This is a genomic window from Pseudobacillus sp. FSL P4-0506 (assembly GCF_038003025.1).
Lineage (GTDB): Bacteria > Bacillota > Bacilli > Bacillales > Domibacillaceae > Pseudobacillus.
This window is the reverse complement of record NZ_JBBOOI010000001.1, coordinates 2,045,410-2,065,653: the sequence shown is the minus strand read 5'-3', so window position 1 is coordinate 2,065,653 and position 20,244 is coordinate 2,045,410. Positions and strand designations below refer to the sequence as shown.

At 43.4% G+C, this 20,244-nt stretch carries 25 protein-coding genes and 1 other annotated feature; of the genes, 6 read left to right on the top strand and 19 right to left on the bottom strand.

Going from position 1 to position 20,244, the window contains the following annotated elements:
- Nucleotides 1-33: 33 nt before the first annotated feature.
- The 15 genes from MKZ02_RS10195 to MKZ02_RS10125 form a co-directional block, all read right to left on the bottom strand.
- Nucleotides 34-1,506: a spore germination protein gene (locus MKZ02_RS10195; protein WP_340853431.1), complete on the bottom strand. Its 1,473-nt coding sequence runs from the start codon at nucleotides 1,504-1,506 to the stop codon at nucleotides 34-36.
- A 23-nt stretch (nucleotides 1,507-1,529) separates the two neighbouring features.
- A complete protein-coding gene (locus MKZ02_RS10190) occupies nucleotides 1,530-1,964 on the bottom strand; it encodes a stage V sporulation protein AB (protein WP_406909093.1) in 435 nt (144 codons plus the stop codon).
- On the bottom strand, nucleotides 1,964-2,575 hold the full coding sequence (locus MKZ02_RS10185) for a stage V sporulation protein AA (RefSeq protein ID WP_120032726.1): 612 nt from the start codon (nucleotides 2,573-2,575) through the stop codon (nucleotides 1,964-1,966). The genes MKZ02_RS10190 and MKZ02_RS10185 overlap by 1 nt, the downstream gene beginning before the upstream one ends.
- Before the next feature lie 122 nt (nucleotides 2,576-2,697).
- Nucleotides 2,698-3,456 (bottom strand): RNA polymerase sporulation sigma factor SigF, encoded by a 759-nt coding sequence (sigF, locus tag MKZ02_RS10180; protein ID WP_065409185.1) that lies wholly within the window; start codon nucleotides 3,454-3,456, stop codon nucleotides 2,698-2,700.
- Nucleotides 3,457-3,467: 11 nt separating this feature from the next.
- A complete protein-coding gene (spoIIAB, locus tag MKZ02_RS10175) occupies nucleotides 3,468-3,908 on the bottom strand; it encodes an anti-sigma F factor (RefSeq protein WP_120032729.1) in 441 nt (146 codons plus the stop codon).
- A complete protein-coding gene (gene spoIIAA, locus MKZ02_RS10170) occupies nucleotides 3,898-4,260 on the bottom strand; it encodes an anti-sigma F factor antagonist (protein WP_120032732.1) in 363 nt (120 codons plus the stop codon). The genes spoIIAB and spoIIAA overlap by 11 nt, the downstream gene beginning before the upstream one ends.
- Nucleotides 4,261-4,369: 109 nt before the next feature.
- Nucleotides 4,370-5,545: a D-alanyl-D-alanine carboxypeptidase family protein gene (locus MKZ02_RS10165; RefSeq protein ID WP_340856378.1), complete on the bottom strand. Its 1,176-nt coding sequence runs from the start codon at nucleotides 5,543-5,545 to the stop codon at nucleotides 4,370-4,372.
- A 172-nt stretch (nucleotides 5,546-5,717) separates the two neighbouring features.
- Nucleotides 5,718-7,022, bottom strand: coding sequence for a pyrimidine-nucleoside phosphorylase (locus tag MKZ02_RS10160; RefSeq protein WP_340853426.1), 1,305 nt, complete (start codon nucleotides 7,020-7,022; stop codon nucleotides 5,718-5,720).
- Between the two features lie 11 nt (nucleotides 7,023-7,033).
- The gene (locus MKZ02_RS10155) at nucleotides 7,034-7,849 is read right to left on the bottom strand and encodes a purine-nucleoside phosphorylase (protein WP_340853425.1); all 816 of its coding nucleotides are present in this window, start codon (nucleotides 7,847-7,849) and stop codon (nucleotides 7,034-7,036) included.
- Between the two features lie 12 nt (nucleotides 7,850-7,861).
- On the bottom strand, nucleotides 7,862-9,082 hold the full coding sequence (gene deoB, locus MKZ02_RS10150) for a phosphopentomutase (RefSeq protein ID WP_406909005.1): 1,221 nt from the start codon (nucleotides 9,080-9,082) through the stop codon (nucleotides 7,862-7,864).
- A 202-nt stretch (nucleotides 9,083-9,284) separates the two neighbouring features.
- On the bottom strand, nucleotides 9,285-10,178 hold the full coding sequence (gene xerD, locus MKZ02_RS10145) for a site-specific tyrosine recombinase XerD (RefSeq protein ID WP_340853422.1): 894 nt from the start codon (nucleotides 10,176-10,178) through the stop codon (nucleotides 9,285-9,287).
- 5 nt (nucleotides 10,179-10,183) lie between these two features.
- A complete protein-coding gene (locus tag MKZ02_RS10140; RefSeq protein WP_120032745.1) occupies nucleotides 10,184-10,414 on the bottom strand; it encodes a YqzK family protein in 231 nt (76 codons plus the stop codon).
- Between the two features lie 113 nt (nucleotides 10,415-10,527).
- A complete protein-coding gene (fur, locus tag MKZ02_RS10135; protein WP_340853420.1) occupies nucleotides 10,528-11,019 on the bottom strand; it encodes a ferric iron uptake transcriptional regulator in 492 nt (163 codons plus the stop codon).
- A 110-nt stretch (nucleotides 11,020-11,129) separates the two neighbouring features.
- Nucleotides 11,130-11,765 carry a stage II sporulation protein M gene (spoIIM, locus tag MKZ02_RS10130; RefSeq protein ID WP_340853419.1) on the bottom strand — a complete coding sequence of 212 codons (636 nt, stop codon included), beginning with the start codon at nucleotides 11,763-11,765 and terminating at the stop codon, nucleotides 11,130-11,132.
- A 108-nt stretch (nucleotides 11,766-11,873) separates the two neighbouring features.
- Nucleotides 11,874-12,425 carry an NUDIX domain-containing protein gene (locus MKZ02_RS10125; RefSeq protein ID WP_406909003.1) on the bottom strand — a complete coding sequence of 184 codons (552 nt, stop codon included), beginning with the start codon at nucleotides 12,423-12,425 and terminating at the stop codon, nucleotides 11,874-11,876.
- Nucleotides 12,426-12,548: 123 nt separating this feature from the next.
- Here MKZ02_RS10125 and MKZ02_RS10120 point away from each other — a divergent pair, with 123 nt between their 5' ends.
- A complete protein-coding gene (locus MKZ02_RS10120; RefSeq protein WP_340853418.1) occupies nucleotides 12,549-13,469 on the top strand; it encodes an aldo/keto reductase in 921 nt (306 codons plus the stop codon).
- Between the two features lie 50 nt (nucleotides 13,470-13,519).
- On the opposite strand, the gene MKZ02_RS10115 is transcribed toward MKZ02_RS10120, so the two are convergent.
- Nucleotides 13,520-13,765, bottom strand: a complete 246-nt coding sequence (locus tag MKZ02_RS10115; RefSeq protein WP_340853417.1) for a DUF3886 domain-containing protein — start codon at nucleotides 13,763-13,765, stop codon at nucleotides 13,520-13,522.
- 123 nt (nucleotides 13,766-13,888) lie between these two features.
- Here MKZ02_RS10115 and MKZ02_RS10110 point away from each other — a divergent pair, with 123 nt between their 5' ends.
- A complete protein-coding gene (locus MKZ02_RS10110; RefSeq protein ID WP_340853416.1) occupies nucleotides 13,889-14,800 on the top strand; it encodes an alpha/beta hydrolase in 912 nt (303 codons plus the stop codon).
- A gap of 39 nt (nucleotides 14,801-14,839) precedes the next feature.
- Here MKZ02_RS10110 and MKZ02_RS10105 read toward each other — a convergent pair whose 3' ends face one another.
- Entirely contained in the window at nucleotides 14,840-15,157 is a 318-nt protein-coding gene (locus MKZ02_RS10105) for an iron-sulfur cluster biosynthesis family protein (protein WP_340853414.1), read from the bottom strand.
- Nucleotides 15,158-15,249: 92 nt separating this feature from the next.
- On the opposite strand from MKZ02_RS10105, the gene MKZ02_RS10100 reads away from it, so the two are divergent.
- On the top strand, nucleotides 15,250-15,471 hold the full coding sequence (locus MKZ02_RS10100; RefSeq protein ID WP_340853413.1) for a CDGSH iron-sulfur domain-containing protein: 222 nt from the start codon (nucleotides 15,250-15,252) through the stop codon (nucleotides 15,469-15,471).
- Between the two features lie 169 nt (nucleotides 15,472-15,640).
- A complete protein-coding gene (locus MKZ02_RS10095) occupies nucleotides 15,641-15,832 on the top strand; it encodes a YqzH family protein (RefSeq protein ID WP_120032764.1) in 192 nt (63 codons plus the stop codon).
- 209 nt (nucleotides 15,833-16,041) lie between these two features.
- Here the strand turns inward: MKZ02_RS10095 and MKZ02_RS10090 are convergent, their stop codons facing one another.
- Complete coding sequence (locus MKZ02_RS10090; RefSeq protein WP_120032767.1) at nucleotides 16,042-16,833, bottom strand: SDR family NAD(P)-dependent oxidoreductase; 792 nt, start codon at nucleotides 16,831-16,833, stop codon at nucleotides 16,042-16,044.
- A 14-nt stretch (nucleotides 16,834-16,847) separates the two neighbouring features.
- Entirely contained in the window at nucleotides 16,848-17,819 is a 972-nt protein-coding gene (locus MKZ02_RS10085; RefSeq protein ID WP_340853410.1) for an MBL fold metallo-hydrolase, read from the bottom strand.
- Nucleotides 17,820-18,038: 219 nt separating this feature from the next.
- Nucleotides 18,039-18,256 (top strand) — a binding site (T-box leader).
- Between the two features lie 67 nt (nucleotides 18,257-18,323).
- On the opposite strand from MKZ02_RS10085, the gene proC reads away from it, so the two are divergent.
- Both proC and namA read left to right on the top strand, forming a co-directional pair.
- Nucleotides 18,324-19,151 carry a pyrroline-5-carboxylate reductase gene (gene proC / locus MKZ02_RS10080; RefSeq protein WP_120032773.1) on the top strand — a complete coding sequence of 276 codons (828 nt, stop codon included), beginning with the start codon at nucleotides 18,324-18,326 and terminating at the stop codon, nucleotides 19,149-19,151.
- Between the two features lie 69 nt (nucleotides 19,152-19,220).
- Nucleotides 19,221-20,234, top strand: a complete 1,014-nt coding sequence (namA, locus tag MKZ02_RS10075) for an NADPH dehydrogenase NamA (RefSeq protein WP_340853408.1) — start codon at nucleotides 19,221-19,223, stop codon at nucleotides 20,232-20,234.
- Nucleotides 20,235-20,244: the final 10 nt, after the last annotated feature.

Genomic DNA, 20,244 nt, shown 5'->3' with positions numbered 1-20,244 from the left:
ATATACCATACATTTCTCCTCTCCTCAACATCGTTATTTTTGTGGAGGCTGCCGGTAAGGATCCTCCGGATGAACAATGCTGGGGCGGAGCTTCGATCCAGGGATAGCTCGTCGGATAAACACTTGAGAAAATGCTTTCGGATCAAATGGCAGCAGCGGCCACAAATAAGGCGTATTCAGAGCGCGCATACGTGCTAGGTAAATAATAATCACTGTGCAGCCAATGACGAATCCTGGCAACTTAAATATGGCTACGATAACAAGCAAAAGCATGCGGAGCAGCTTATTAGCGATACTGACTTCGTAGCTCGGTGTAGCAAAGGTACCAATCCCTGCAATGGCTACATACAAAATCACCTCAGGCACAAATAAGCCGACATCGATAGCAATTTGGCCAATAAGTACGGCAGCGATTAATCCCATGGCTGTTGATAAAGGAGTTGGTGTATGAATAGCCGCGATTCTTAGAAATTCAATCCCAATATCAGCAATGAACAACTGAAGAAAGAGCGGGATATTAGTCTTTTTATTCGGTCCGATAAACTCCATAGTCTTTGGCAGCAGATCCGGTTCAATAGAAACAAGCAGCCAGAAGGGTAATAAGAATAGGGAAAGCAGAACACCGATAAAGCGAATCCAGCGAACGAAAGTACCTACCGCTGGAGATTGCCGGTATTCTTCCGCATGCTGCATATGATGAAAGAATGTTGCTGGCAAAATAATGACGCTTGGCGATGTATCTATAAACAAAAGTACATGCCCTTCCAGTAAATGAACCGCTCCGATATCTGCCCTTTCCGTGTAACGAACAATCGGGTACGGATTATATCCTTGTTTGACGATAAACTCTTCAATGGTTTTATCAGCCATCGGAATGCCATCAATCTCAATGGCATCTAATTCCTGCTTGACGATTTTAACAAGATCAGGATCTACGACGCCTTCAATGTAAGCAACAGCAATATCTGTCTTAGAGCGCTTCCCCACCTTTGTCATTTCAAAACGGAGGCGGCCGTCTCTGATTCTTCTTCTCGTCAGAGCGGTATTAACCACAATATTCTCAACATATCCATCTCTCGAACCGCGCACGACCTTTTCCGTATCCGGCTCCTCAGGCTGACGGCCAGGATAACTGCGAACATCAACAACTAACGCCTTTTCACTGCCTTCAATTACGATCGCCATTAGCCCTGATAACACCTGGACAATGACCTCATCTACATTTTCAACTTGCTCGACCGACTCATGAGCCAGGTGATTTTCAATTGTCTCTGCAGCATACAGACTTCTTTTTTCTTTTCCATCCAGCCTTGTTAGCACAGTGAGAATCTTAATAATAGAATCTGAATCGGCTAAGCCGTTTATATAGTAAATATGCACCTGTTTCCCGAGTATCGTAAACTTTCGAACCCCGGCATCATAGCTTTCTCCGAGACCAATCTTTTCTTTCATGATTCGATCCATTTTTTCTGGATCTTTTGGGACTTTTAATTGCTGATCTATCATGTACAATCCTCCCTGCTGTCTGATCAAACCCTTTGTTGATAAACAAAGTAAAGCCAATGAAACAATGAACCAGCCACTTTCCCGAGTGCAAGGGCCATCATCAGTGCGATAATGTATTCATGAACACCGATTCTCTTTGCTAATATTGGAAAAACATTAAGCACTTCCGTTAACGCCGCGGCTAGCAAACCAATAAAAATACCGCTCAATAACCCAACGGGAACGAGCAGAAGCGCTGGCAATCCCAAAGCAACGGGCACAAAACTGATGAGTGTGCCAGCCATCACCCCTAAAATAATGGCCCATTCATAGCTTCGAATTTTCTTCCATGTTTTTGTGATTTGCATAAGGCGGGGAATAATGCCTAGAACAGTAATGAAACCTACATAACCCGCTCCTACTGCCAGCCCTCCAGCAAAGCCTATCCATGCTACGAAGAGATCACGAAGAAGAGCCATCATTCATCGTTCCTGCTTTCTTTTCTTTCATGTAAAATTACGTACTGATCTAAATCCTGCTGATAATTAAACATTTCCACCTCAAGCGGACTTGGCTCTTCATTAAATCTCTTTTTAAATAAATGATTAAAGAATAATACCATGCCAGCTCCGAGACCGATTGAATAAGGAATTTGAAAAATAAGTGGATAATCTGTCTTTTTTCCTGTAACGATCTCATATATCTTTATCTGCACGTCGCGCATGCTAACATCTTCATGAAAATTCATGATGGTAAGAGCAGCCCCGACAAAGAGCAAACACCAAACCAATAAAAAAAGCGGCAAGGAAAACCTCTTTGATAACGGCGTTGTGTCGATAATAGTCTGAGCGGGCCCAATAAATTGAATATCAATACTCGGCCAATGCTGACTTAACGTTTCTACAACTGTCATGGCATCAATAATAATAATTTGTCCATCTTCCTGTTTAATTTCGTAAATCACCGTAGATGACAGATCAGACAATAAGTTTTCCGGCGCACTCACTTCCGCAATTTCCTTTAGCTGCACTGGCAAGTCCACTTGGTGCCGGATACGGTGGCGAAGCCGGATGTAAATCGGAGCTTCCATAATTCTCCCACCCTGTTAAATAAATTGTTAGTAGTTAGTATGAGCGGAAGAGAGAGAATCATGCACAGCTTTCAGGACGAAATAAAACCGATTAGGTTAATACCTAATCGGTTTTATTCTCTCTACGTAGCATTCATCCTCTCTTTCATTTGAGAAAGAATCTTCTTTTCCAGCCTGGACACTTGGACTTGCGATATTCCGAGCCGGACGGCTACTTCTGATTGTGTCTGATCCTTATAATAGCGTAAATATACGATCAGTCTCTCCCTCTCTTCCAATTCCCTGATCGCTTCTTTCAATATGACTTGATCAAAAGGATGTTCGCTGCTTTTATCAGCCATTTGATCAAGTAAAGTAATAGGATCGCCATCGTTTTCATAAACCGTTTCATGTATAGAAGATGGTGATCGGGCCGCTTCTTGAGCCATAATGGCTTCCTCGGGAGAGATATCCAGATAACTCGCTATTTCTTGAATAGTTGGTGTTCTGCTGTGCAGTTTCAGCAGTTCCTCACGTGCCCGACGGATTTTATTACTCATTTCTTTTAAAGAGCGGCTTACTTTTACAGTACCGTCATCGCGGATAAATCGCTGGATTTCACCGATGATCATCGGCACAGCATATGTGGAAAATTTCACGTCATAACTTAAATTAAACTTGTCCACTGACTTGAGCAAGCCAATGCAGCCAATTTGAAACAGATCGTCCGGATCGTATCCCCGGTTAATAAAGCGCTGGACAACAGACCAAACGAGTCTCATGTTGCGCTCGACGATGGTATCTCTCGCTTCCTGGTTTCCTTCCTGACTTTCCTTAATCAATTGTTTCAGCTGAGCGTCTGATAAAATTTCCGTCTTTTGTTTTTTTATTTCGACATCCATAGCCGGACCCCTTAATTACACATGGCTTTTTTATTTGCAAGCTGCTTTTTTAATCGAATGATGGTGCCTGTTCCTTTATGTGAAATCACTTCAATTTCATCCATAAAGTTTTCCATAATAGTAAATCCCATACCCGACCGCTCTAGCTCAGGCTTTGTTGTAAACAAAGGCTCTCTTGCTTCTTCGATATTTTCCATGCCAACACCTTCATCACGAATAATCAGATCAACGACTCCATCTTCTAGAACTGCCGAGATATAAACCGTTCCTGCCGGATTGCCTTCATATCCGTGAATGATAGCATTTGTAACTGCTTCTGAAACAACAGTCTTAATTTCTGTAAGCTCATCCATCGTCGGATCAAGCTGAGCAACAAAAGCTGCGACTGTTACTCTTGCAAATGACTCATTTTCACTAAGTGCACTGAATTGAACATTCATCTCATTTCTCATAGCAGGCAGCCCCCAATCGTTCTAGCGCCTCTTGTTCCGATGCTTCCATCCGGACAATCTTAAACAGCCCTGACATCTCAAACAGCCTCCGAACGGCCGGGGAAATGGAACAAACAACCATCTCTCCATTTTTTTGTTTAATATGCTTGTATCGCCCTAAAATCACACCGAGACCTGAGCTATCCATAAATGTTAAATCGCCAATATTCAATATAATATGCCGTACACCTTCTTTTTCAATCGCTGCGCTTGCCTGTTCGCGTAGCGATTCAGCTGTATGATGATCTAATTCACCCGCCAGCCGCAGGCAGAGCACCTGATCGATTACTTCAAGCTCTACTGTTAAACTCATTGACAGTCCCCCTTTAACCTTAATAGAGAGCAATTCGACGATTCCGCTATGCAATCCTTCCCTCTGACAAAACTAGAATGAATTCGCTAAAAGAGCTGTTCTTTCGGCATTAAGCATCGTTTGTTTTTGAGAAATAATGGAATACCTTTTTATAGAACTGCCACCAGCTCGCTCGCTCAACGTTCTCTTTTGCGACGAGCGGCGTTTTTGAAACAACTTTTCCTTCCTGCTTAATGATTAACTTTCCAAGCTGTTCTCCTTTTTTAACCGGCGCCTGTATATCTTTCTTCAGGCTGATTTCTTTTGAAAACTTTCCTTTCTTCTCTCCTTTTTTCATCAACACCGAAATTTTATCAGCTGTTTCTAATTGTACACCTGCTTTGCTCCCTTTTGATAATGGGATGGAACTGACTACCTTTCCTTTTCCATATAAAGGAGTGACCTCATATTGATGAAATCCATAGTCGAGCATTTTAGTAATTTGAGCATTTCTATCCTTCGGAGTCGGCGCACCAAAAATAACAGCAATCACTCTCATGTTTCCCTTGGAAGCTGTAGCCGTCAGGCAATATTTGGCTTCGTTTGTAAATCCTGTTTTTAATCCATCTACACCTGGATAAAACTTGATGAGCCTGTTCGTATTTACAAGCCAGAATTTCTTTTCACTGTCTTCACGCAGATAGGCTTCGTATGTACCCGTATATTTAGTAATTCCCTCATGCTTTAGCAATTCCTTTGCCATGATGGCCATATCATACGCCGAACTATAGTGACCTTTCTCCGGCAAACCTGTAGCATTTTTAAATTTTGTTTGTTTTAGCCCCAGCTCTTTCGCTTTTTGATTCATTTTTTTCACGAACATTTCTTCGTTTCCTGCTATCCGTTCAGCCATGGCAACGGAGGCATCATTCGCAGATCCAATAGCAATGCCTTGCATCATTTCGCGTGCCGTCATCTCTTCACCCGGCTCTAAAAAAATTTGTGAGCCTCCCATTGAGGCTGCGTATTCACTAGCACGGACTTTGTCATCCCACTTTATTTTTTTATCCTCAATCGCTTCCATAATGAGCAGCATCGTCATTATTTTCGTCATTGAAGCTGGCGGGAGTGGTTTGCGGCTATTTTTCTCAAATAAGATGGCCCCTGTGTCCCGCTCTAATAAGACGGCAGACTTTGACTGTTCAGCCATATTGATTTTTTCCTCTGCAGCATGAGCCACGAAGGACGGCAAAACAGCAGAAGAAATAAATAAAATAGCGACGATTGATAGAAATATTCGCTTCATCATGTAATAACCTCCAGTGTAGTGGTAAAATTCCCATTTGATATACACCCATTTTTTCCATATTCTTTATTTTTATACAAAAAAAAGAAGCATCTCTTTAAAAGATGCTTCTTTTCAGCTAGCATATGAAACTTTGCCTGCACTAACAGGTACATGCCTACAAAAAATCCTGTCAGCCTGTTATCTCTTCATGGATCAAGATAGGCGGTGCTACTTTTTCTTTAGAAAGAAGAATACTTTTATACAGCTCTTCTTTTACCTGCACAACGTCTTCATTGTTGCTGTAAATGGTAGCAAGTGATTCTCCTGCTTTTACACTGGCGCCAATCTTCTTATTTAACATAATTCCTACAGCAAGATCAATGTCCGAATCTTTCGTGGCTCTCCCTGCTCCGAGCCACATAGCAGCTGTTCCTACGTGATCGGCGATGATTTCAGCTACCCATCCGTCCTCTTTTGCAGGCAATTCAATTTTGTATTTTGCCTGCGGCAACCGCTCAGGATGATCAGCTACTGAACTGTCGCCTCCTTGCGCTTTAATGAAGAGCTTAAACTTATCCAGTGCCTCTCCATTATTGATTAGCTTGATCAGTGTTTGTCGAGCATCCTCCAATGAATCAGCTTTTCCAGCAGCATAGACCATATGGCTGCCAAGGACTAGACAAAGCTCTGTCAAATCTTCCGGTCCTTCACCTTTTAGCGTATCTATCGCTTCTTTTACCTCCAGCGCATTGCCGATGGCATATCCTAACGGCTGGCTCATATCAGAAATAACCGCCATTGTTTTTCGCCCGACATTATTGCCAATATTCACCATGGCCTTTGCCAGTTCACGGGAGTCTTCCAAAGTTTTCATGAAAGCTCCTGCTCCAGTTTTTACATCAAGCACGATGGCATCGGCCCCAGCAGCAATTTTTTTGCTCATAATGGAGCTGGCAATGAGCGGAATGCTGTTAACAGTAGCTGTCACATCGCGCAAGGCATAAAGCTTCTTATCAGCTGGTGTCAAATTGCCGCTCTGTCCAATGATCGCTATTTTGTTTTTATTCACAAGCTCAATAAACTGCTCATTCGTAATCTCTACATGAAACCCATCAATCGCTTCAAGCTTATCAATCGTTCCTCCCGTATGACCGAGCCCCCGGCCGCTCATTTTTGCAACCGGTACACCTGCCGCCGCTACGAGCGGGCCGAGAATGAGTGTGGTCGTGTCGCCGACACCGCCTGTAGAATGCTTATCCACTTTCACTCCTTCAATAGCTTTAAGGTTGATCTGATCTCCTGATGCTACCATTGCCATTGTTAAATCTGCCCGTTCCTTTTCAGTCATGTTCTGAAAATAAACGGCCATTAACCATGCGCTTATTTGATAGTCAGGGATTGTCCCGTTCGTATAGCCTTCAACAATAAAGTTAATTTCTTCAGTCGTCAATTGCTCCCCATCGCGCTTTTTTTGAATAAGGTCGACTATTCTCATGGAATCACTCCTCACATTGATCCTACAATTTCTTTAATATAACGGAGAAAATCAGCTCGGACTCTCTCTGTCGTCTCTATTACTTCATCATGTGTAAGCGGTTGATCAAGGATGCCTGCCGCCATATTAGAAATACAGGAAATACCGAGCACTTGCATACTGCTATGGCGGGCAACAATCACTTCTGGTACAGTGGACATTCCGACAGCATCACCGCCCAGTATCCGCGCCATTCGGACTTCCGCCGGTGTTTCATACACAGGGCCAGTGTTCCCTACATACACGCCTTCTTGTACAGATAAGTTAATTTTTTCCGCTGTCTCTTTCGCAAGCTGTTGCAGCTCTTTACTGTAGGCTTCTGACATGTCAGGGAAACGGACACCAAGGCCGCTATCATTTGGTCCAATCAGCGGATTCCCCCCCATATTGTTAATATGGTCAGTAATAATCATTAAGTCCCCTGGCTGAAACGATTCATTGATGCCGCCTGCTGCATTTGTAACAATGACGGTTTCCACACCGAGCGCTTTCATGACACGCACAGGGAAAGTAACCTGTTCAAAAGAATATCCTTCATAATAATGGAAGCGTCCCTGCATGGCGATTACTTCCTTCCCGGAAAGTGTGCCGAATACGAGCCGCCCAGCATGGCCTTCTACTGTTGACAGTGGAAAATTAGGAATTTGGCTATAATCAATCTTCACTGGCCTTTCAATTTCATCAGCAAGCACACCAAGGCCGGAACCCAAAATCAAGCCAATCTTGGGATTTTTGTTGCTTTCTTTTTTTAAAAACGCAGCAGCCTGTTCTATTTTTTCTTTAACCATTCATCTCTCTCCTTATGACAAATCTTGCAAGAAGCTTTTCCCGTGACTCGGCTTATTTACCTGAAAGTTCTCGGCAATCGTTGCGCCAACATCTGCAAAGGTTTTTCTGATTGGCAGTTCTTTTCCTTCGTTCATCCGCTTGGAATACACTAACAGGGGCACATATTCTCTTGTATGATCCGTTCCATGATGAACTGGATCATTGCCATGGTCAGCTGTAATAATAAGCAAGTCATCTTCTTTCATTTGGGCAAATACTTCCGGAAGACGCGCATCGAATTCCTCGAGTGCACGGCCGTAACCTTCGGGATCACGACGATGGCCAAACAGCGCATCAAAATCAACGAGGTTAACGAAGCTAAGACCAGTAAAGTCCTTGTCAAATACACGAATAAATTGATCCATGCCATCCATGTTGGATTTAGTGCGGATCGATTCTGTCACACCCTCGCCGTCGAAAATGTCGGAAATTTTCCCGATGGCAATGACATCGTAGTTAGCATCCTTCAGTTCATTCATTACTGTGCGTCCGAAAGGTTTAAGAGCATAATCGTGGCGGTTGGATGTCCGGACAAATGCACCAGGCTGGCCGACAAATGGCCGGGCAATAATACGACCCACCATGTATTTCTCATCCAAAGTTAATTCCCTAGCAATTTCGCAAATCCGGTAAAGTTCATCCAATGGTACAATTTCTTCGTGTGCTGCTATTTGTAAAACCGAATCAGCCGAAGTATATACAATGATTGCTCCTGTTTCCATATGCTCAGGGCCCAGCTCATCTAAAATAGCGGTTCCGCTTGCCGGCTTATTGCCAATAACCTTTCTTCCTGTTTTTGCTTCCAGTTCGTCAATTAATTCTTTCGGAAACCCGTCCGGGAATACTTGAAATGGCGTTTCGATATGCAGCCCCATCATTTCCCAGTGCCCCGTCATCGTATCTTTCCCATTTGAAGCTTCTTGCATTTTTGTATAGCAAGCAAGCGGCTGCTCCATCTTTTTTAACCCCTGAATCTCTCGGATATTAGCAAGCCCTAACTTTTCCATATGAAGCAAATTTAATCCGTTCATTCTTTCCGCAATATGACCGATTGTATCCGCTCCCAAATCATTAAACTTTTCGGCGTCAGGAGCTTCGCCAATTCCCACCGAGTCCATCACAATCAAATGGATGCGTTTGTATGTAGATGCTGTCACTTCAATTCCTCCCTTATTAAGTTTTCTTACTGCCATGATACCCTATTCGCATTTGAATAATCCATCGTTTATCTGTCAGATGTCTGACGACTATCCACTTATTTAAGTTTATGAAATCATGGGTGCTTTTACAAGCAAAAAGAAACTGCTCTACAAGTGGACGATATTCCTTCCGAATCCCATGGGATTCGGAGGGAATATCGTCCACTTGTAGAGCAGCTATTTTGCTGATGAATCATTACGCCCTTGGGTGGAACTGGGAATACACATCTTTCATTCTTGTTTTGCTGACATGCGTATAAATTTGCGTAGTGGAGATGTCGGCATGTCCAAGCATTTCTTGCACAGCCCGCAAATCCGCTCCATTTTCAAGTAAATGGGTCGCAAAGGAATGTCTAAGCGTATGAGGCGTCAGCTCTTTCTCAATATTTGCCTTCTTGGCAAGCGCCTTTAAAATCTTCCAGAAGCCTTGTCTTGACAAACGTTTGCCATGGTGATTTAAAAACAGTGCTTCCTCTGTATATTTTTTTGACTTCAGTGCTGGCCGTCCTGTTTGTAAATAGGCTTCCAGAACATGTATAGCTGTTTTTCCAACCGGGATAATCCGTTCTTTGTTCCCTTTACCGGTACAGCGGACAAACCCCATAGTAATATGGACATCATCCAAATTCAAAGAAGTTAATTCACTAACCCGCATACCAGTAGCATACAACAGCTCAAGCATGGCCTGGTCGCGCTTTCCAAAAGGAGTGGAAGGATCAGGAGCTTCAAGAAGCGCTTCAACTTCGGTTAAATTAAGCACTCTCGGCAGCGTCTTTTCCATTTTCGGCGGTTCTATATGGACGGAAGGATCATTCTCCACAGCTTTATCACGCAAAAGAAATTGATGAAAAGAGCGGACAGAGGCAACATGGCGGGCTATTGTTTTCGCTGATTTCCCTTCTGATTTTAAGTGGCCGAGAAATTGAACGATGTGACCTCGCGTCACCTCGTTTAAAGAAGTGAGCTGCTCTACCTTGTCCAAAAATAATAGATAATGTTTTAAATCGCGTTCATAGGCGGCAACCGTATTTTTTGCCAGCCCCTTTTCAACAATCATATAATGAATAAAATCTTGTAAATGATCTTTCATTGTCACTACTCCCCATCAAGATAAAAAAGCAGCAGCCGCTCGAGCCATTGATCAGCACTTTCATCCAATCGAAGACCTACTTTCATCGCTTCTCCTTCCGGCTCTTTATATCGGTGCTTTTCTTCATATTCATGTTGGACCCAAACAATCGCACTGTAGAATAATAATGTACAGCCCGTAAAGAAAATAAATACTTTTCCTGTCCGCCATATCGCTTTTGCTAAATCCCGTTTCACATGCGCGCCCCCCGCTTACTTGCTTTTTATACACAAGCTTATGCAGGCGGGCGAAGATTAGAACATCAGACTTTCATTTAAAATAAAAAGCCTTCCGGCAGGCGAAAGGCTTTTTATTCAGCATGCTGTGTTTCGAGTGATTCTTTGTTCATTTCTTCTGTTTCGCTTTTTTCCTGACAACGCCAGCAAATGCCATGAAAAGTTAATCGGTGATCTTTTACCTGAAATTTCCAATCATGTTCTACAACCTTCTCTACATCTTCAAGCAGATCTTCTTGAATTTCATCTACAGCTCCGCATTCGATACAGACAAGGTGATGATGGAAATGAGCCGCCCCTTCTTGACGTAAATCATAGCGGGACACGCCGTCTCCAAAATTTATTTTATCAACAACTTTCAGTTCATTCAGCAATTCCAGCGTTCGATAAACAGTTGCCAGCCCTATTTCAGGCGCCTTTTCTTTAACGAGGAGGTAGACATCTTCTGCGCTCAGATGATCTTCTTCATGTTCAAGCAGCACCCGGACAGTGGCTTCTCGCTGGGGTGTCAATTTATAACTCGCAGAATGTAATTGTTTTTTAATACGTTCGATCCGGCTTTCCATTATTTAGCCCCTCCCTCGCCGATGTATTTTTATTATAACAAACTGGCAGGAAGTTGCAAAATAAAATCATTACAATATATTTTTTAATAATGATTATCATATAGAAATCATTATTTTATCACGATTTTCATTAAAGCAGGAGAAATGTATGCCTCAATTCCTGCCGCTAAAGCAGCCATCCCAGCTGCCAGCAGAAAGAAGAGGAGGTACCTTGAGAAAAGGGTAGTAATATAGAATTGCCCAGCCTGTCTCATAAAAATTTTCTTTATCAATTGTAAGGAAAAAGCGACTGATATAGCAGCAATAAAAATAAACGCCGGGATAATAATCAAATTTTGTGGAAGAATGGTTGCCACAGCTAAAAAAAAGCCTTGCCAGTCCATTTGCTGGACGAGGAACCCGACTGAAAAGCCGATGACAATCCCTTTCATAAACAGGAAGATAAAAATTAGCGGTAAACCGATAATAGAAACACCGAATAGCCACATGCAGCCTAAGTATTTCAAGTTATGCATGAGGCTCTGTTGGAACAAATCCTCGGAATCAGCCATTTGTCCGGTAGATACTTGTCCAAAAAATTGTTGCAGATAATAAGCTAAATCTTCTTTTTGAGCGAGCGATAAACTATTTACCACAATTGCTCCAAATACTACTCCCATAAAAAACAGTACGCTGACGAATAAATAAATAGAAGCATGGGCCTGAATATGGCGGCCAATCATAATCGACGATAACTTTTTCTGCATATAAGCTCCCCCTTTTGCCATTAGTTCAATTTATGTGCAAAAAAGGGGGGATATGCTTAGATGACATGAATCGTTTGAATGATTTTTGCAGACTGCCTTACGCAGCTCTTACTCTGTCAATGCCTTTTGCAACTGTAAATATTGAATAGCATAAGCTGTTTTCGCATCCCAAATCCGCTGCTCTTCCATCAGTTGCTCTGCTTCCCCCAGCGTGACTTCCATTAATTCAACAAATTCATCTTCATCCGGCTGCAGCCGTTCTTCTTTCTGAGTCAATCCTTCTGCTAAATATAAATAAACAATCTCATCCGCGAATCCTGGCGATGTATAGAAAGACTGCAGAAGTTTCAGACTTTGACAAACGTAGCCCGTTTCTTCTTCTAATTCACGGCGGGCAGTCGCTTCAGGCCCTTCACCTTTTTCTAGCTTCCCAGCCGGAATTTCCACGATAGAACGCTCCAGTGCTTTCCTGTATTGTTCCACAAGAACAATTTTCCCCTCATTCGTTAATGCGAGTATAGCCACAGCCCCGGGATGCTTCACAATCTCTCTTTTTGCCTGCTTGCCATCCGGCAGTTGAATATTATCCACCTGCAGCTGAATAACTTTTCCTTCAAATATTATTTCTGTGTCAATGGTCTTTTCTTCAAATTTCTTCACCTTCATCACTCCTTTTATTTCCTATTCAGTTTATCATACTCAATAAGCTGAAATGAACTGGACAGATCATTTGGCGAACGCTTCTCGTTTCGCTATGATAACAGAAGAAAGGAGCTGAATGAAATGAAAAAAAACCTGCTCGGCAAGTCTGATTTGCTCGTGAGCGAACTCGCTCTGGGTTGCATGTCACTTGGAAAAGATAAACAGGCAGCTCAAACTATTATCGAAACGGCTCTGGAAGAAGGCATCAACTATTTTGACACAGCGGACTTATACGATTTTGGGCTAAATGAAACAATTGTTGGTGCTGCGCTCAAGCCGGTACGAGAGCGAGTGATCATTGCGACAAAGGTGGGAAACCGATGGGAAGAAGGCAAAGAAGGCTGGTCATGGGACCCATCAAAGACATACATAAAAGAAGCCGTGAAACATAGCCTTACTCGCCTTCAAACGGATTATATTGACCTTTACCAGCTGCATGGAGGAACAATAGACGATCCAATAGAGGAAATAATTGAAGCGTTTGAAGAGCTAAAAAAAGAGGGGCTAGTCCGTGCATACGGTATCTCTTCCATTCGTCCAAATGTTATTCGTGAATTTGCTACCCGTTCTTCTATCGATAGCGTAATGATGCAATACAGCCCGCTGGACCGCCGTCCTGAAGAACAAGCATTGCCGCTCCTTCAAGAGCATAATATTAGCATTGTTGCCCGCGGACCGCTTGCTAAAGGCTTGCTAAGCACAAGCTGGAGAGAGAAAATGGGCAAGTTTCAGGAAAGTGGCTTTCTTGATTATTCTTCAGCAGAACTTACTGATCTGTTGAATGAACTTGAGCATAAACTTTCAGATGCACGTACGTTAAACGCACTTTCTCTGCGTTATCTATTACAACATGAAGGTGTTGCTGCTGTTGTTGCAGGAGCCAGCTCTGTCAGTCAACTGAAAGAAAATGTCCGTGCGGTGAAAGAAGCTCCTCTTTCAGAAGAAGAACTCCAGCTTATCCAGCAGCTGACAAAAGCGAATCAATACGTACAACACCGATAAACAAACGGAGCGGCCACTGATGGGCCGCTCCGGACTATGAAAAAATAATTTTATTTAAACTTTTTCCAATCCATGGGGCTTTCATTTAATAATTCCTCAAAGCTCTTATTCTTCTCGCGCCGGCGCCGCTCTTCTTTTTTTTGCTGTTCGGCAGCGGCTTTTTTTTCTTCTTCTTCCACTTTTAATTTCTTTTGTTTTTCCTTCAACTGCTCAAGAATGCCCGCATTCAACGTGTCTTTCAATGTTAGCTGTTCCTCTTTTTTGTCATTTTTCTTGGTTTGATTTCTCTTTTTCATTGTTCCTGTTCTTCCTCCCCATCTTATTATTTTTATTTTACACAGGACAAGGCAACGAGTTCAAATGATCTTTCTTTTTAGAAATGGTACACTGAAAATATTAAATTTCCGAGGTGACCATAAATGAAGAAATGGATAACAGCGCTTGGCTCCAGTGCAGCGCTGACTGTTGCAGCCGGCTTTTATTTATCGAGCCGCATTTTGCACATGAGAAAGAAAAACGAAGACTTCATCTACCAACGCGAGGTGGAGGCCAAACGGCTGGATAGTAAACAATACGAGCAACTGCCAAAGGAAGCGGTATGGATTGATTCTCCTTTTGGCTACCAGCTGCGCGCTGTGTTTGTCACTCCTCATCCAGGCGGCCCATACATGATTTTCTGCCACGGTGTCACTGAAACAAAAACAAATTCTATTAAATATATGAATTTATTTCTGGAGCGGGGCTTTAACGGCATTATTTATGATCACCGTCGCCATGGAGAATCAGGCGGCCGCACAACCAGCTACGGTTATTATGAAAAAGAAGATTTGCAGGCAGTAGTTAATGAGCTTATTCGGCGAGAGGGCAACAACGTGTCCTTTGGCATTCATGGCGAATCGATGGGAGCAGCCACCTTACTTTTGTATGCTGGCCTCGTTGAAGACCGTGCAGATTTTTATATCGCAGACTGCCCTTTTTCTGATTTCCAAGCCCAGATCGCTCATCAAATGAAACGCGAGATCAAAGCAGCACCGCATCTACTCGTCCATCTCACCAATTGGGCTGTTTTAATGCGTGGCCGCTTTCGTCTGTCGGATATTTCTCCACTTAACGCAGTGAAGAATATTAGAAAGCCTATTCTCTTTATTCATAGTGAAGAGGATACTTACATTCTCCCGGATATGACGAAAGAGCTATATGAGCAAAAGAGGGGCCCGAAGGACATTTATCTCGCTCCCAAAGGCGCTCATGCCCAATCCTATAATGAGAACCCCGAGGCTTACGCAAAAGCAATCGACCGCTTTTTAAATGTGTATTACCAAAAGAAATAGACCGTCGTTCCCGCTGCAGATAGCGGGAATGATTTGTTTTTATGAATGATTTACTATATTCATCCGTCCATTTAAAATTTCTCCCGGGCTGCTGAGCCGATAATGATTAGCACCGGACAAACCGATCGTTAACCGATCTGCATAAAATAACATTTGAGACTTTTCCACGTATACTGGCATCGCGTTTGTCTGTATTTCCACATCGCCCGCCGACACCTCAGTTGTAATCCACAATGTCGGAATGCCGTTCACTCCGCAGCCGCATCCTTCCGTGTCATAGTAAAGCTTTAAATACTTACCGCCTCCCAGTTTGTCTGAAAGCTTTCCAGCTGCCTGTTCTGTGATATGGATCTCCATTTTGATTACTCCTTTCAAAGAGAGGTGATTGATTTTTAGCCTGTTTCTTTATACTATCAAACTGAGTCAATGATAAGAGAGGGGATAATGAAATGTCAAAAGCTCAGATTAAAGTAATGGACAATGGTTCCTTTAAAGTGTCCGGGGATGTAGAACTAATTGATATGGATGGAAATGTATTTAAAACAAAGCCGGTATTTTCACTCTGTCGCTGTGGTCAATCACAGAAAATGCCTTTTTGTGATGCTTCCCACCGGGGACAGTTTGAATCCTGTGTCCGTGCGGAACAAGTATTAGAAGAAAAAGAAAAGTAAATTTTTCTCTTCTTATTATGATTAACAACACTTACTCGATCCTGACAAGGCAAAGAGTAACCTACCAGTCATAAGCAGAGCAAGCAGCGAAAGTCGGGTGTTTATTAGAGCCTGTGAGCCGCCATTGTTGGCGGCTCTTTTTTCCCCACTAATAGAGGAGTGAATTTCTTTGGAAAAAGCATTTATGAAAAAAATGATTAGACAAAGCCTATCCCAGTACTATCTTATATTGGAAGAAAATGAAGCAGAAAACGTTTATAGCCTGCTGATGGAACGCATTCAAAATCGTCGCTATGCTGAGGAGGGGGAATGGCACGAGATTATTGAGGATGAAGTGTACGCATTTATCACAAATACATAAAGGTGCCAGATGTTTTTTCAACACCTGGCGCCTAAGATCATCCTATCAACTTTCACTTGTGCCACCTTATGAACCTATAAGCGAGCACATACAAACGCGTTATTGCTCTATGTTTCGTCTCTGTTGTACTTGATGGTTGACTTTGCTGCGGGCGACCGCTTTCTGCTTCAATCAATGCTTGAAGAACAACCCCTCATTTTTAACAGCACCTATTTTTTAAAAAACGCTTTGCGGCCAAGTCTTTCTACAATCCGAGGAAACAAGGTATAAATTACACTGCCGGTGTTCATCCACCTCGGCAGATTAATTTCTCTTTTATTTGTGTTCATTGCTTTTACCACTTCACGGGCCACTTTCTCCGGCTTCAGCATCCAACGCGCTACATTTTTCGCATAGGAACCGGAGGGATCAGCTGTCGTAAAAAACTCTGTAGCGATTGGTCCCGGATTCACTGCAGTCACATGAACTCCATCGCGCGCCATTTCCATACGGAGACTGTTTGTATAACCGAGAACGGCATGCTTTGTTGCTGCATAGATGCTCGATTTAGGTGTAGCCATCTTCCCTGCCTGTGAAGCAATGTTGATAATATGGCCGCTTTTCCTAGCTTTCATATGTGGAATGACCATTTGCGTACAGGCAATCAAGCCAAGGACATTCACCTTAAACATCGCTTCCGTTTCCTCCCATCTGGCTTCATGTGCTTCGCTAAATATGCCAAAGCCTGCATTATTAATGAGAATATCGATAGCAGACACCTCTTCAAGCATTTGGGAAAAGACCTTCTCAACCTCGGCTTTTTTGCTAATGTCTACGGAGTAAATACGAACATCAGCAGAAAAAGTACGGCTCAGCGTTTCCTTCACCTCTTCCAGACGCTCCTGGCGGCGAGCCAGCAAAATAAGCCGCGCTCCTTCTGCTGCTGTCTGCTTAGCGATTTCCATCCCCAGGCCGCTCGATGCCCCCGTAATGACGACTGTCTTTCCTTGCAAGCGACTCATTGTTCTTCCCCTCCTCACAAAGGAAAATAAAACAGAACACCCTGGTCATTCTGCTCTGCGCCCGCTTCACCAATATCGAGAAGATAATCGAGCTGGCCCACCGTTTCTGACATCGTTAAAGCCGTCTCTTTTTTGTATACAGCCGGGAAAAGACGCATGCATACTTCGAATGCAGTAAGCGGCCTTTCTTGCAGCATCTCTTTTACGGACATCGCCCGCTCATGCTGACGCTCCAAACGACGAGTGATAAGCGGAACGATATTTCTCACTTCTTTCCCGTGCCCTGTGTAGACGATATCAACTGGAAAACCCATCATTTTTTTTAGTGAATGATTGTATTGAAGCTGTGGCTTTGGTCGTTCTGTTCCTGGAATCAGCGGCGGCTCCAACAACGGATTGGAAGAGATGGTCGCCAAAATATGATCGCCCGCCACCAAAGCACCATCTTTTTCCCGAAAGAAAGCGAGATGGCTTTGGGCATGGCCAGGCGTTTCGAAAATACGCCAATCCGGCAATCCCGGAAGCTGATCTCCTTCCTGCACAGCGATCGTCAGGGCACTGTTTTCGCTGCTGAATTTTAGCGGTGATTGTATTTTGCCAAACACAGCTTCTGCTTCAGGAGGCAAACCGGATTGTAAAAAAAGCTCCCGGAAAAACAGAAAATTCTCCTGTAAAAACTCGTCATCTTTCGCGAGCCACTTTTTACAGTATGGATGCCCGATAATATCAATTCCTTCAGGAAGAAAGTCAAGCAACCCAATATGATCGGGATGATGATGAGTCAAAATCACTTGTTCAACGTCCTCAACTGTATACCCCACCTCTGATAAGCCCGAGGTGAACGCTTCAAAGGAAGCCGCAGTTTTTACACCCGCATCCACCAGCGTTAAACGATCTCCTTTTATTAGAAAAACATTTACATCACCGACTGGAAAAGGTGTCGGCAATGTGATTTTTATAATATCGCCAAAGCTTTCTACATTCATAAAAGAAACACCTACCTGCATCATAATAAACATATCTTTATTTCAAAAAAATAATCTTTTTATCCATTTTAGCGTTTCAATAGTAATTTGTCATTATTTTCACACAATACCACTGGAAAATTTGACTTATTTTTTCATTATCCCTTGACAGATAAGAGTGTTTTTTGCATAATCACATATAACTCAAACTATAATAAGTTAAAAGAACATTCTAAAAATAAACGAGCGATGAAAAAGGATTAGTAAATAAAAAATGGTGTCAGAGAATGGGGCCCGCCGGCTGAGAAGCTCCATCACCCGCTTTTTTATTGAACCTGCCTTTTGAGCCTTTAGGAAAACCTAAACGCAAACCCGGCGTTATCGGGCCAGAGTGTGCGGAAATTCGTTTCTGCAAACAAAGGTGGTACCACGGAAGCAAACACCCTTTCGTCCTTTATTAGAGGACGAAAGGGTGTTTTTTATTGTTTATTGATCGACTCACTTTTATTAAAGGAGGATGTTCAGATGAAAACGACATTTATCGGTGCCGGCTCCATGGCAGAAGCAATGATTTCGGGTGCCTTATCAAGCGGTGCTTTGGCTGCTGGCGATATTTATGCGACAAACAGAGCGGATATAGACAGGCTTCAGGAACTGGAAGGCCGCTACGGCATTCATACCAGCTATGAGATAGAATCCATGCTTTCGGACAGCGGCATTGTTGTGCTAGCTATGAAACCAAAAGATGCAAGAGATGCTTTAAAAAAGATTAAAGCTTACCTATCCCCTTCCTCGTTAATCATTACATTGATGGCAGGTGTCACCACTCATTTTATCGAACAGGAGACAGGACGCCCTTGTGCAGTCGTCCGCGCCATGCCAAACACATCTGCTGCAGTTGGAAAATCCGCGACGGCGATTGCGATTAATGAGCATGTAACAGAGCAGCAAAAAACAGCGGCCCTTGCCCTTTTCTCTTCTATTGGTCTCACGAAAATAGTAAAGGAAGAACAGCTGGATGCGGTTACCGGCCTTTCGGGAAGCGGACCCGCTTATATTTACTATGTAGCCGAAGCAATGGAACAAGCAGCGGAAGCCATTGGTCTTGAAAAAGAAACTGCAAAGCCGCTCATTATTCAAACGCTGCTTGGCGCAGCTGAGATGCTTTCCGCTTCAGAAGGGAAAGCCGAACAGCTCCGCAAAGGGGTAACAAGTCCGGGAGGCACAACAGAAGCCGGCATCCGAATTCTAGAAGACAAAAAAGTAAAAGAGGCTTTTGTGAACTGTATCATTGAAGCTACTGCCCAGTCGAAACGTCTTGGTCTGCCTTATCAGAATCCTATCAAACAATAAGCTGATCATTTTCACTGTTCAAAAAGCCTTGCTATAATGGAATGTGGCACAGACCGAAGGAGGATTCCAATGGCAAGGAAATTATTTGAACCTTACACTATCAAAGATGTTACTTTAAAGAACCGGATCGTTATGTCACCTATGTGCATGTACTCCGCTGAAGAGGACGGCAAAGTCAATGATTGGCATCTCGTTCACTATCCAGCCCGGGCTGTCGGCCAGGTTGGCTTGATTATGGTGGAAGCAACCGCCGTCACGCCTGAAGGCCGGATTACCGAGCATGATCTTGGTATATGGAGCGATGATCATGTACCAGGGTTCAAGAGACTCGCTCCACTTGTGCAGGCTCATGGGGCGAAAATTGGTATTCAACTCGCTCATGCCGGACGTAAATCAGAAGTGAGAGGCGAGATTCTTGCCCCTACTGCCCTGTCATTTGATGAAACAATGAAAACACCGAAAGAAATGACGGAAAGTGACATTAAACGAACCATCCAAGCATTTGCAGATGGAGCTAGACGAGCAAAAGAAGCCGGCTTTGATGTAATTGAACTTCACGGGGCCCACGGATATTTGATCAATGAATTTCTTTCCCCGTTAACGAACCATCGGGAAGATGAGTACGGTGGAAGCCCGGAAAATCGATTCCGTTTTCTAAAAGAAGTGATTATAGCAGTCCGGGACGTTTGGAGCGGTCCGCTGTTTGTCCGCGTGTCAGCCCATGACTATCATGAAAATGGCCTGGATGCTGAGGATTACAGCGAAATCGCCAAACAGCTAAAAGACCTGGATATTGATTTAATAGATGTAAGCTCAGGAGCTGTAGTACCTGCCAAGATCAGCGTCTTTCCTGGTTACCAGGTGAAATTCGCTGAAACTATCAAACACGGAGCTGACATCCCTGTCGGTGCTGTTGGCATGATCACTTCTCCTACCCAGGCGGAAGAAATTTTGCGCAACGAACGGGCAGACTTAGTTTTTCTCGGACGCGAGCTGCTGCGTGATCCATACTGGCCTCGGCGGGCCGCAATAGAACTAAAAACAGAAATTGAAGCTCCCGTGCCATACGAACGGGGCTGGTAACAAAAAAGTC